The sequence below is a fragment of the Rhizobium giardinii bv. giardinii H152 genome, assembly GCF_000379605.1.
GTDB classification, from domain to species: domain Bacteria; phylum Pseudomonadota; class Alphaproteobacteria; order Rhizobiales; family Rhizobiaceae; genus Pararhizobium; species Pararhizobium giardinii.
This window is the reverse complement of sequence record NZ_KB902578.1, coordinates 300242-312554: the sequence shown is the minus strand read 5'-3', so window position 1 is coordinate 312554 and position 12313 is coordinate 300242. Positions and strand designations below refer to the sequence as shown.

The 12313-nt window shown below is 62.9% G+C and carries 10 protein-coding genes; 2 read left to right on the top strand and 8 right to left on the bottom strand.

What is annotated here, in order from left to right:
• Positions 1–44 precede the first annotated feature (44 nt).
• The 3 genes from A3AY_RS0101560 to A3AY_RS38845 form a co-directional block, all read right to left on the bottom strand.
• A complete protein-coding gene (locus tag A3AY_RS0101560) occupies positions 45–536 on the bottom strand; it encodes a universal stress protein (RefSeq protein ID WP_026203010.1) in 492 nt (163 codons plus the stop codon).
• Positions 537–589: 53 nt separating this feature from the next.
• Positions 590–1657, bottom strand: coding sequence for a tryptophan--tRNA ligase (trpS, locus tag A3AY_RS0101555; protein WP_018323913.1), 1068 nt, complete (start codon positions 1655–1657; stop codon positions 590–592).
• A 181-nt stretch (positions 1658–1838) separates the two neighbouring features.
• A complete protein-coding gene (locus A3AY_RS38845) occupies positions 1839–2048 on the bottom strand; it encodes a hypothetical protein (RefSeq protein ID WP_154663235.1) in 210 nt (69 codons plus the stop codon).
• A gap of 50 nt (positions 2049–2098) precedes the next feature.
• Between A3AY_RS38845 and A3AY_RS0101550 the strand changes: the two genes are divergently transcribed.
• The gene (locus A3AY_RS0101550; RefSeq protein ID WP_018323912.1) at positions 2099–2581 is read left to right on the top strand and encodes a YcbK family protein; all 483 of its coding nucleotides are present in this window, start codon (positions 2099–2101) and stop codon (positions 2579–2581) included.
• A 39-nt stretch (positions 2582–2620) separates the two neighbouring features.
• Here the strand turns inward: A3AY_RS0101550 and murJ are convergent, their stop codons facing one another.
• The 4 genes from murJ to A3AY_RS39575 form a co-directional block, all read right to left on the bottom strand.
• Positions 2621–4213 (bottom strand): murein biosynthesis integral membrane protein MurJ, encoded by a 1593-nt coding sequence (murJ, locus tag A3AY_RS0101545; RefSeq protein WP_018323911.1) that lies wholly within the window; start codon positions 4211–4213, stop codon positions 2621–2623.
• The gene (locus A3AY_RS0101540) at positions 4210–7059 is read right to left on the bottom strand and encodes a [protein-PII] uridylyltransferase (RefSeq protein WP_018323910.1); all 2850 of its coding nucleotides are present in this window, start codon (positions 7057–7059) and stop codon (positions 4210–4212) included. Before A3AY_RS0101540 ends, murJ begins: the two co-directional genes overlap by 4 nt.
• Before the next feature lie 228 nt (positions 7060–7287).
• Positions 7288–7527 carry a helix-turn-helix domain-containing protein gene (locus A3AY_RS39580; protein ID WP_162709227.1) on the bottom strand — a complete coding sequence of 80 codons (240 nt, stop codon included), beginning with the start codon at positions 7525–7527 and terminating at the stop codon, positions 7288–7290.
• Complete coding sequence (locus A3AY_RS39575) at positions 7448–8308, bottom strand: hypothetical protein (RefSeq protein WP_051108249.1); 861 nt, start codon at positions 8306–8308, stop codon at positions 7448–7450. The genes A3AY_RS39580 and A3AY_RS39575 overlap by 80 nt, the downstream gene beginning before the upstream one ends.
• A gap of 186 nt (positions 8309–8494) precedes the next feature.
• Between A3AY_RS39575 and A3AY_RS0101525 the strand changes: the two genes are divergently transcribed.
• Positions 8495–9499, top strand: a complete 1005-nt coding sequence (locus A3AY_RS0101525) for an alpha/beta hydrolase family protein (protein WP_162803920.1) — start codon at positions 8495–8497, stop codon at positions 9497–9499.
• Positions 9500–9511: 12 nt separating this feature from the next.
• On the opposite strand, the gene mutS is transcribed toward A3AY_RS0101525, so the two are convergent.
• Positions 9512–12253, bottom strand: coding sequence for a DNA mismatch repair protein MutS (gene mutS / locus A3AY_RS0101520; protein ID WP_018323906.1), 2742 nt, complete (start codon positions 12251–12253; stop codon positions 9512–9514).
• Between the last annotated feature and the right edge of the window lie 60 nt (positions 12254–12313).

Here is a 12313-nt window from a genome sequence, read left to right as displayed (position 1 = left end):
GGACCGATTCCGGCCGGGAAGGATGAAAACGACTGATGCTGCCTTCAGCTCAACGCGTCGATTTCCGCATCCGTCAGGGTGTCCGGTATGACCGTCACCGGGATCGGAAATGCCGCCGTCTTGCCGGCGATCGAGGATACCAGCGGCCCCGGGCCATCCTTGGCGGAACCGGCTGCGAGCACGAGGATCGCGATGTCCCGGTCTTCCTCGATCAGGCTGTAGATCTGCTCGGTGGCGCTGCCTTCGCGGATCACCATCTCCGGTTCGATGCCTATCGTCTCGCGCACCGTCTGGGCGATCTTGGCGAGCGTCGCCTCGGCCTCCTCGCGCGCTTCTGCCCGCATGATGCCTTCGACGCCAAGCCATTGCTGGAAATCGCCGTCGGCAATGACGTACAGAAGAACCAGGCCGCCGTTGGAATTCTTGGCCCTCATGCCGGCATAGTGAACGGCCCGGCCGCATTCCGGCGTATCGTCGATCACCGCCATAAATTTACGGCGGTGACCTTCCAGTCGTGAGAGTCGTGTTGAAACCATAGCGGGACTCTTACACCCGATATTTTTGGCTGCAAGGTTTCTTTTGCGTCGGTTTATTGCAGAAAGCCGACGATCTCCCGGACCTGGTTCATCGTCACTTCCGCCCTCGCCCGGGCCCGCTCGCCGCCATCGCGCAGGATGCCGTCGATGTGGGTCGTGTCATCCATCAGGCGGCGCATTTCGCCCGAAATCGGCGCAAGAACGTTGACCGCCAGATCCACCAGCGCCGGCTTGAAGACCGAGAACTGCTGGCCGCCGAACTCCTCCAGAACCTGGCCCTTAGTCTTGTCGGCAAGCGCCGCATAGATGCCAACGAGGTTGTCCGCTTCCGCGCGACCCTTGAGGCCATCGACCTCGCTCGGCAAGGCATCCGGGTCGGTCTTTGCCTTGCGGATCTTCTTGGAAATCGCATCGGCGTCGTCCGTCAGGTTGATGCGCGACAGATCGGACGCGTCCGACTTCGACATCTTCTTCGTCCCGTCCCGCAGGCTCATCACACGCGGCGCCGGGCCGTCGATCAACGGTTCGACCATCGGGAAAAAGGCGTGAACGGGCTCCTCGCCGACCTTGATATCGACGCCGTAACCGGTCTTGCGGATATGTTCCATGAAGTCGATGTTGAACTTCATGGCGATATCGCGGGCAAGCTCCAGATGCTGCTTCTGGTCATCGCCAACCGGCACATGCGTGCCGCGATAGACGAGAATGTCGGCGGCCATCAGGCTCGGATAGGCGAGCAGGCCAAGCGACATCTGCTCGGCGTTCTTGCCGCCGGACTTGTCCTTGAACTGCGTCATGCGTTCCATCCAGCCGATGCGGGCGACGCAATTGAAGATCCAGGCGAGCTCGGCATGCTGCGGCACAGCCGACTGGTTGAAAACGATGTGCCTCTTCGGGTCGATGCCGGCGGCGATGAAGGCGGCGGCGATCGAGCGGATCTGACTGCGCATGTCCGCATGCACGAGTTGCGCGGTGATCGCGTGCAGGTCGACGACGCAATAGATGCAATCGTTGTTTTCCTGCAGCGCCACGAACTTGCGGATCGCGCCGAGATAATTGCCGAGATGGAGATTGCCGGTGGGCTGGACGCCGGAAAAAACGAGCGGCTTGAAGTCTGACATCGTGTCCTCATTCGGGCTTGTGGAGGGCCCGGCCTCTGTTGCTGTTGGCGGGCTTATGCACACAGGCGCGGCAGCGATCAAGAGGCGTCCACGCAGTTTGCGGATCCTGATGTAGCGGCGAACGCGCACGGCCGATCGCCCTCGGCGCCGGTTCAAGCTGGCGCAACGGCCGCACCCCAAGTCAAACTAGAATTTTTTTCTCTAATTTAAATTTGTCTATAATACAAAACTCAATCAAACCATGATCTGCAATTTGCGTTGTAGACATTCGATTCCACAATTTTGCTTCATTTTGGATGAATTTACCATCTTGTCCGTAAGCCCCGTCGTTTAAGGGGGCCGTCCGACTGCCGTGCTCCAAAACGCGCGGCGGGTCGATGCCGTTTTGCATGCCGCATCCGAAACCAACGTGCCGTGAGGCATTTGCCTAGGGGGATTGCTATGCGTGACGTTTTCTCGATTGCTCTTTCCTGCCTGCTCGCCTTGTCCTTCTTCACCAGCAGCGAAGCCAGCGATGGCAAGCGGCGCAAGGTCAGCCTTCCCACCCGCAGCATAACCGTAGCCTATGCCGTCCAGACCGCCTCGGTCATGACCAACTGCTTCTCGCCCAGACTGCGAAGCATATTGGCGCATATTGCTGCCAGCACCGGGCAACGGCCGCTGGTAACATCAGGTCACCGCCCGCGCGCGCATCGCCGCGGCTCACTTCACCGACTGTGTCAGGCCGCGGATATCCGCGTGCCCGGCGTGTCGGAAAGCAGGATCATCGCCGCCGCAAGAACGGCACCCGGCATCGGCGGCATCGGCCGCTATTGCAACGGCATCATTCACGTCGATACGGGTCCCCGGCGCCAATGGGCCCATTGCGGCCGCAGGGGCGGCGGCCTCCTGGCCGCCAAGCGCCGGTCAGGCAGACGGACCTGACAGGCGCAACGCGCGATCATCTCTTTCACGGGCGCCGTGTCAGATATCGGCGGGCGGGGCCGGTTTGGCTCCGGCCTTGCGCTTCAAATTCCGCCGGATCATGCCGAGATCGGCACCGCCGATGAGGAAGGCGACGGCGAAATAGACGGTCATCGAGACGGCAATCAGCAGGCTGAGCGCCCCGATCTTTGTCAGGAGCGGCGAACCGGAGGCGAGCGATGCCGCAAAGACGCCACGGAGATAATAAAGCGCGCCGCCCATGACTGCCGCAGACACGATGAGAAGCGCTGTCCGCCGCATAAGCGCCCATTCCCACACGAGATGGCCGCGGCGCAGCAGCGTGACGAAGAGCAGGATGGTGCTGAGCCAACCAGCCGTCGCTTCGGCGATTGCGATGCCCGGCGCCCCGAGACGCGGGAACAGGGTCAGGGCTGCCGCGCAGTTGACGGCGACGGCGACGACGGAAAACCGCATCGGCGTCTTGGTGTCCTCGCGGGCGTAAAAGCCCGGCTGCAGCGCCTTGATCAGCACGAAGGCCGGCAGGCCGATGCCGTAAATGGCGAGGATCGACCCCACGATCTCGGTGTTCTGCGCGTGGAAGGCGCCGCGCTCGTAGAGCACGCGGATGATCTCGTCGGAGAGAATCCAGAGCGCGAAAGCCGCCGGGATCGTCAGGAACAGCACGAATTCGATCGAGCGGTTCTGCAGGTTTCCGGCTTCGCGCAGATTGCCGCCCTTGAGCGCGCGCGACAGTTCCGGAAGAAGCACCACGCCGACGGCAATCCCGACGACGCCGAGCGGCAGCTGATAGATGCGATCGGCATATTGCAGGGCGGAAATGGCGCCGTCCTGGGCAGACGCGATTGCCTGGCCGATCAGCTGGTTGATCTGGGTGATGCCGCCGGTGATCGCGGCAGGTACGGCAAGGATCAGCAGGCGCTTGACGTTGGGCGTGAAGCGGGGAAAGCGCAGGCCGATGCTCATGCCGGCATGGAGAACGCCGAGATAGACGACGGCAAGCTGCAGGATGCCGGCCGCCAGCACGCCCCAGGACAGATACCAGGCGGTCGCCAGCGGATCGGCGCCCGTATAGAGCGCATAGAACAGCGCGCCGATCATCACGACATTGAGGAAGATCGGCGCGACGGCGGCCGCGAAGAAATGATGCAGCGAATTCAGCATGCCGCTCATCATCGCGGTCAGCGACATACACATCAGGTAAGGAAACATCACCGCCGCCATGCTGACCGTGATGCCGAATTTCTGCGGATCGTCGGCAAAGCCCGGCGCGATGATGAAGCGCACCAGGAGCGGCATGGAAAGCTCCATCACGATGGTGAGGATGAGGAGCACCGAAAAGAGCACGCCGAAGACTTCTTCCGAAAAGCGCTTGGCGCCGTCCGTGCCGTTCGCCTCGATCTCCTTGGAAAACAGCGGCACGAAGGCGGCGTTGAAGGCACCCTCGGCAAACAGGCGTCGAAAGAGATTGGGGAAGCGGAAGGCGGCGTAGAAAACGTCGGCCATCGGCCCCGTGCCGAGGGCGGCCGCCATCAACGTTTCGCGGGCGAAGCCGAAGATGCGACTGCCGAGCGTGGCACCGCCGACCGTCATGAATTTCCCGACGAGGCTCATGAATCCGCCTTGGTTTTTCTGGGCGCCGCCGCCGGACGCTGGGTGTTCTGCGGCGCGATCATGCCCGACGGCATGCGGTCGCGCATCTCGTCGGCCTCATCCGACATGACCGCCTTCAGGCGCGCGACGATATTGCCGTGCCGGGCCTCATTGGTGATCTTCTGGCCGACGAGGTCGGTGACGTAGAAGGTATCGATGACCTTCTCGCCGAAGGTGGTGATGTGGGCGGAGGCGATATCGAGCGAAAGATCGGACAACACGGCCGTGATCTCCGACAGCAGGCCGGTGCGGTCGAGGCATTCCACCTCGATGACCGTGAACTTGTTGGAGAGGCCATTGCTGATGGTGACCGCCGGCGGCACCGTGAACGCCTTGTTGCGCTTGCGGTGCTTGGTCCGGCTGGCGATCACCTCCGGCAGCCGCTTCTTGCCCGACAGCACGTCCTCGATCATCTTGCCGATGCTGGCGGCACGGCGCGTCTCGTCGTCATCGTTCGGGAACTCGCGGTTGACGAGGATGGTGTCCAGTGCCCGCCCGTCCGAGGTCGTGAAGATCTGCGCGTCGACGATGTTGGCGCCGGCCGCGGCACAGGCGCCGGCGATCACAGCCAGCAGGCGCGGATGGTCGGGCGACAGCACGGTGATTTCGGTGATGGCGTGGAACTGGTGGGTCCTGACCATCGTTGCCAGCGCCCGGCCCGCCTTGTCGGCGTCGCGGATGAAGCGGGCGTGGCGCAGCTGGTCCTCCAGCGGCACGGAGAGCAGATAGGGCTGGTAGTGCAGCTTGGTATAGGTCTTGCGATCCTTCTGGCTCCAGTCTGACAGCGCGTTGTAGAGCACCTCGGCCGCATGTGCCGCACGCTCCTTGCGCGGCAGGTCGGAGAAGCCGCCGGAGAGAAGCAGTTCGGTCTCGTAGTAGAGCGTGCGCAGCAGCTGGCCCTTCCAGCCGTTCCACACACCCGGACCGACGGCGCGGATATCGGCGATCGTCAGCACGAGCAGCATCTTCAGGCGGTCGAGCGACTGCACCCGTTCGCTGAAATCGATGATCGTCTTGCGATCGTTGAGGTCGCGCGTCTGGGCGACCATCGACATGGTCAGATGTTCCTCGATCAGCCAGGCGACGGTCTCGGTCTGTTTCGGCGTCAGGCCGAAGCGCGGGCAAAGCTTGCGGGCAACCTTGGCACCGGCGATCGAATGGTCTTCGGGCCGCCCCTTGGCGACGTCATGCAGGAGCACGGCAACGAACAATGCGGTGCGATCCTCGATGCCCGGCATCAGCTTGGCGGCAAGCGGGTGCAGTTCCTCGTCGCGGCCCTGGTCGATCCGCGAAAGCACGTCGACGGCGCGCAGCAGATGTTCGTCCACCGTATAGTGGTGATACATGTTGAACTGCATCAACGAGACGATCTTGCCGAATTCCGGGATGAAGCGGCCGAGCACGCCGGCCTCGTTCATCCGCCGCAGGATCAGTTCCGGGTCGCGGCGCGAGGTCAGCATCGAGATGAAGAGCCGGTTGGCCTCCTCATTGTCGCGCACGGCCTGGGTGATCAGGCCGAGCGACCGGGTCACCTGCTTCAGGGCGGCCGGATGGAACTCCAGGCCATTGATATCGGCGACATGGAAGATGCGGATCAGGTTGATCGGATCGCGCTTGAAGATATCGGGGCTCGCAAGCGCGATGCGCCCGCCGTCATCGACGAATTCCAGCGTGCCGGCGATCTTGCGGACGCGGTGGGTGAAACGGCTGAGCGCCGCGGTAAATCCCGGAAGCTGCTTGGCTTGCTGGTCCTCGAGCGCGGCACAGAAGATGCGCGTGAGGTCGCCGACATTCTTCGCCACCAGGAAATAATGCTTCATGAAGCGTTCGACCGCGGTCAGGCCGGGGTGGTCATGGTAGCCGAGGGCTTCGGCGATCTCGCGCTGGATGTCGAAGGACAGCCGCTCCTCCGCCTTGCCGGTCAGGAAATGCATGTGGCAGCGCACGGCCCAGAGGAAATCGTCGGCCTTCTGGAACAGCTCGTATTCCTGGCGCGAGAGGACGCCGAGCTTGATCAGGTCGGCAGAATTTTTCACGCGGTAGAAGTATTTGGCGATCCAGAACAGCGTGTGGAGATCGCGCAGGCCACCCTTGCCTTCCTTGACGTTCGGCTCGACCAGATAGCGCGTGTCGCCGGCCTTGCGGTGGCGCTCGTCGCGCTCGGCGAGCTTGGCGGCGATGAAATCCGGGCCGGTGTTCTTGACGATCTCGCTGTCGAAGCGGGTTTCGAGCTCGTCTGCGAGATCGCGTGAGCCGCAGATATAGCGTGTTTCGAGGATCGCCGTGCGGATCGTCATGTCGCCGCGCGCCAGCCGGATGCACTCGTCGATCGTGCGCGTCGCGTGGCCGACCTTGAAGCCGAGATCCCAGAGGATATAGAGCATGAATTCGATTGCCGGCTCGGCCCAGACAGCCTTTTTCGCCGGCAGCAGGAAGAGAAGATCGATATCCGAGCCCGGCGCCAGCGTGCCGCGGCCATACCCCCCGACGGCGGTGACGGCGATGCGGGTCCAGGGCTGCGCATTGGCGGCGTCAAAGACCTCGTTAAGGACGAAGTCGTGCAGCACGGTGATCAGTTGGTCCTGCAGCCAGGAAATCCGCTCGGCGCATCTGAGGCCGCTGCCATCCTGCTTCAAAAGCTCGCGGGCGGCCTGGCGGCCGTCCAGATTGGCCTGCTTGAAGGCGGCAAGCAACGCCCGACGCATCATGTCGCGATGCTCCGCATGCGCCGAAGCAATGAAGCTGCACTTGGCTCTCAGCGCTGCGACATTCAGGATATCGGGAAATGAAGTGTCATGTATGGTCATCAAATGCCGACCGTCTTCCTGTCCGGCGGGTTCTGCGAGCCGCTGCTTTGGGAGCACATTTCGGACCTCTCTTTAGGCGGGCGCTGATACCACATCCGAATGCCCGGCGCCATGCGACACCGCGACCTATCTGGTATAGCGCGCAAGAATTGCCAAGATGTTTCCTGCGACAGCCAGCACGAATTAGCGATGCTCGCCAGCGCGATATCGGCGAATAACGGGTGCCGGTCAAGTCTTCGCTTTTGGGTCAGCCACCTGTTGCTTTCGCGCCTCTGCCCGATAGTGCGAAGGGCTGACCCCGGTCACGCGACGGAATTCCCGATTGAAATTGGACTTGGTGGAGAAGCCGGCCTCGAACATGATCTCGGTCAACGGCTTCCTTGTTTCCTCAAGCAGGCGGCAGACCTCGGCGACGCGACGGTTGTTGACGAACTGCGAGAGGTTGAAACCGGTCGCGCGGTTGATCACAGCCGAAGACCTCCCGTGGCGGAAGGCCCGCCCTGCGGGCGAGCCGCGACAGGCTGAGATTCTCGTCCTTGTAAAGAGAAGCCTCCTCAAGCGCGCTCTCGATGCTCGCCAACGTCGCCCTGTCGGATTCGCTCGGCGGGTCGCGCGGCTCGCCCAGCGGCCTGGTCCCGGTTTCGGGTAGCAGAAAGTAAGCGAGGACCGCGCCAATGGCGACGATGTTCATCAGCCCGACGGCGGCAGGCACGGAGGCATGGCCGTAGAAGGCCGTGTATACCGCGAGCGCCCCGTCGGAAAGTGCGAAGAACAGCATCAGACCGGCCGTCAACCGCGCGACGCGCAGCACCGGACGGGCACGCTGAAGGGCAGCTTCCGCGGCGGCCTCGTCGCCGGTCAGCGTCAGCCGATAGAGCGCCAGGCCATAACCGAAGAATATCGCGAGCAGCAGCGTGTCGACAAAACCGGGCAGGAAGACAAGAGAAAGGGCGACGGCGACCGGCGCAGCAGCATGCAGAATCGGCCTTTTCGGCAGCACCCCGGCCAATGACCGGAAGGCGAGAAAAGCGAGCGGCGGCATCATCGCGGCGGTGACCGGCTGGACAGGCGCCAGAGCATCGATGCCATAACCGAAGCGCAGCCCGACGATCATGCCCTGAAGCGCATAGAGGAGGATGAAAGCGAGGAATATGTGCCGCGGACCTACAGCCTCAACACCCTTCAGGCTTCGATGGGCGACCACCGCGAAGACGAAGCCGGAAAGGAAAGGTAGTGGAACTGAGAGCACGCGGATATCCCGGCGAGGTGGCCTCGATCATGTTTTCGTTGATCTCTATCATGTTCGAGGTCGAAAGCAATTGTGCGAGACGGCTTGCTGGCGGCGTCTTCAACGCTCGCAAGGACTGAGCTTATGCCACTTTCCGCTTCCCGTCATTTCACTGCCACGTCGCACCGCCGCTTCACCGCCCTGCTGGTGCTGCCGCTTCTGGCGCTGGCCGGCCCGACTTGCGCCTTTGAGGCGGGGACGCGCTGGATCACCATCACGCAGCCCGATAGCGGCAAATCTGAACGCGTGCTGATGACCTACCCCGCAAAAACCGATGGCGAGGTTTATAGGTTGGGAGCCAACGCACTATGGCAAGGCGTTCCGGCACGCCGGGAGGCAACACCGGCAAAAGGGAAATGGCCACTTGTGCTTTTGTCGCATGGCTCGGGCGGGAACGCTGCGGGTCTTGGGTGGGTTTCGACATTTCTTGCGAAGAACGGTTTCGTGGTCGCAAGCCCCAACCACGCCGGATGCACCTCGACGGATATGGCAATCTCGAACTGCATCAAGATATGGAACCGCCCCGAAGATTTGTCCGAACTTCTGGATGTCCTGCTGGCGGACGATCACTGGTCAAAGCAAATCGATGAAAAACGCATTGCGGCCATGGGTTTTTCGCTCGGCGGCAACAGCGTTCTTCTGATGGCGGGCGCACGCATGTCGCTTGAGGCCTACCAAGCGTATTGCCAGACTATGCTGTCACCACAATCCGATTGCACATGGCTGCGGCGCGGAGGCGTGGATCTGGCTACCGTCGACAAATCGAGGTTTGACAAGGAAAGCCGCGATCCGCGAATATCCGCCTTCGTCGCCATCGACCCGGGCTTTGCGCCTGGCTACAGAACCGACAGTTTGAGAACCATAATCATTCCCGGCTTGCTGCTCAATCTCGGCGTCGGCAGTGACGTACCTGTAACGCTCAAGGCGGATTCCCTTGCCGCCGCTATTCCTCAAGCCGAGTTCGCCAGCATAGCAGGTGCTGTCCATTTCAGCTTTCTGGGCCTCTGCAACCCAAACGGAGCCGAGCTGCTCAAGGCTGAGAATGACGACCCTGTCTGCGACGACGGCGGCAATCTTCCGCGTCAGGCGCTTCATCAGCAGATGCTGCAGAGAATAGGTCTCTTCCTGACAAAAACGCTACTTGAGCGATGATGACTGTGGCCTTCAGCCCGCAAGCTGCTTCTTCAGCGCATAGAGCGCATCCATCGCTTCGCGGGGAGTCATGTCATCCGGATTGAGGCTCTTCAAAGCTTCCTCCACCTTGGACGGACCGGGCTTGGCGTGCTCCTCGCGGCGGATGGCGACCTGGAACAGCGGCAGGTCGTCGATCAGCTGACTTGCCGGGTTCTTGCGGTCGGCATCCTCGAGCTTTGCCAGCACGTCCTTGGCGCGGGCGACGACGGACGCCGGCAGGCCCGCAAGGCGGGCGACCTGGATGCCGTAGGAGCGGTCGGCGGCGCCCGGTCCGACCTCGTGCAGGAAGATGACGTCGCCGTGCCATTCCTTGACCCGCATGGTGGCGTTGGAAAGCCGCGCCAGCTTTTCGGAAAGCACAGTCAACTCGTGGAAATGGGTGGCGAAGAGGCCGCGGCAGCGGTTGGCTTCATGCAGATGCTCGACGGCGGCCCAGGCGATCGACAGGCCGTCGAAGGTGGCGGTGCCGCGGCCGATCTCATCGAGGATGACCAGCGAGCGGTCGGTCGCCTGGTTGAGGATGGCGGCCGTCTCGACCATCTCGACCATGAAGGTGGAGCGGCCGCGCGCCAGGTCGTCGGACGCACCGACGCGGGAAAACAGGCGGTCGACAATGCCGATATGGGCGGAGGCGGCCGGCACGAAGCTGCCCATTTGCGCCATGATGGCGATCAGCGCGTTCTGGCGCAGGAAGGTCGATTTACCGCCCATATTGGGACCGGTGAGCAGCCAGATCGCCCCGTCGCCTTCGCCGTCATGCGGCGACAGATCGCAGGTGTTGGCGACGAACGCCATCCCCGACTGGCGGCGCAGCGCCTGCTCGACCACCGGATGGCGGCCGCCGTCGATCGAAAACATCTTCGACTGGTCGACGTGCGGACGGCAATAGGCCTGCTCTTCGGCAAGCGTCGCAAGAGCGGCGGAGACATCGACGACGGCAAGCGCCAACGCGGCCGCCTTGATTGCCTCTGCCTCCGCCACCACGGCGGCGGTCATCCTTTCGAAGGCTTCGAGCTCGATCGACAGCGCCCGGTCGGCGGCATTGGCGATTTTCGTTTCGAGATCGGACAGTTCAGTCGTGGTGAACCGCATGGCGTTGGCCATCGTCTGGCGATGGATGAAGCGGGCGCGGGCTTCTGTCCCCTCGGTCATCGGACCGGCATTGCCCTGCGTTACCTCGATGAAATAGCCAAGCACGTTGTTGTACTTGATCTTCAGCGACTTGATGCCGGTTTCCTCGGCATAATTGAGCTGCAGGCCGGCGATGACGCGGCGAGACTGGTCGCGCAACGCCCGCATCTCGTCAAGCTCGAGGCTGGCGCCGTCGCGCAGGAAGCCGCCATCGCGCTTCAGGAGCGGCAGCTCGTCGCCGAGAAGCGTTGCAAGTTTCTGCACGAGCTCGCCCGGCAGCGCGTTCAGCGCCCGCAGCGAGGCGGCCAGTTCCTCCGAAAGATTGCCGCTGCCGAGCAGCCCCGCGATTTCCGCCGCCGCCTGGCAGCCCGCAAGGATGGCGCCGAGATCGCGCGGGCCGCCACGGCCGAGCGAGAGGCGCGACAGAGCACGCGGCATGTCCGGCACGTGTTTCAGCGCGGAACGCAGATCGCTGCAGAAGGCGGGCTGGTCGGAGAGCGCGGTGATCGAATCGAGCCGGGCGTTGATCCGCTCCGGATCTGTCAGCGGCGACATCAGCCGCTCGGCGAGCAGCCGGGCGCCGCCGCCGGTCACCGTCCGGTCGAGCGCCTTCAGGAGCGTGCCGTTGCGGTCGCCGGACTGCGTCTTGACGAGTTCCAGATTGGCGCGGGTAGCCGGGTCGATGAACAGCGTCGAGGCCGCGCTTTCGCGCTCCGGCGTGCCGAGCGGCGGGCGCTCCGAGAACTGGGTCTTCTCCACGTAAGAAATCGCGGCCGAGGCGGCGGCAAGTTCGGCACGGGAAAAACTGCCGAAACCGTCGAGCGTCTTGACGCCGTAATAGCGGGTGACGCGGTTCTCCGCCGTGGCGCTGTCGAACAACACCGAAGGTTGCGGGACGGCGACGCGGCCGAGAATGTCGATGACGGGGCGCATCTGCGGATCATGGAAGACGGTATCGGCGAGAATGAGCTCACGCGGCTCGATACGGAGGATGTCGGCCAGCAGCCGCGTTTCGGTGGTTTCGGCGAGGCGGAAGACACCGGTGGAAATATCGATCCAGGCGAGCGCGATCGCCGGCTCCGAGCTGCCGCGAATGCGAGCGAGGGCCATCAGGTAGTTGGATTCGGACGGCGAGAGCAGCTTGTCTTCGGTGATGGTGCCGGGCGTGACGAGGCGCACGACGTCCCGCTTGACGACCGACTTGGAGCCGCGCTTCTTGGCTTCAGCCGGATCCTCGACCTGTTCGCAGACGGCGACGCGGAAACCGAGCCCGATCAGCTTCTGCAGATAGTCATCCGCCGCATGCACCGGCACGCCGCACATCGGGATTTCCTGGCCGAGATGCTGGCCGCGCTTGGTGAGCGTGATGCCGAGCGCGCGCGCGGCTTCGACGGCGTCCTGGAAGAACAATTCGTAGAAATCGCCCATCCGATAGAAAAGGAGCGAATCCGGATTGTTCGCCTTGATCTCGATGTACTGTTCCATCATCGGCGTGGCCGTGGCGCGGCTTTCCTCCGTCGCCAGTTGAACGGCGGTGAGAACCTCGGCGTTGCGGGTGATCGGCTCGGCTATAAAAGTCATGCTTGTCCCAAAAAAGTGGTGCCACACTATCCATGCGCGTTTATAGAAGACAACAACAAA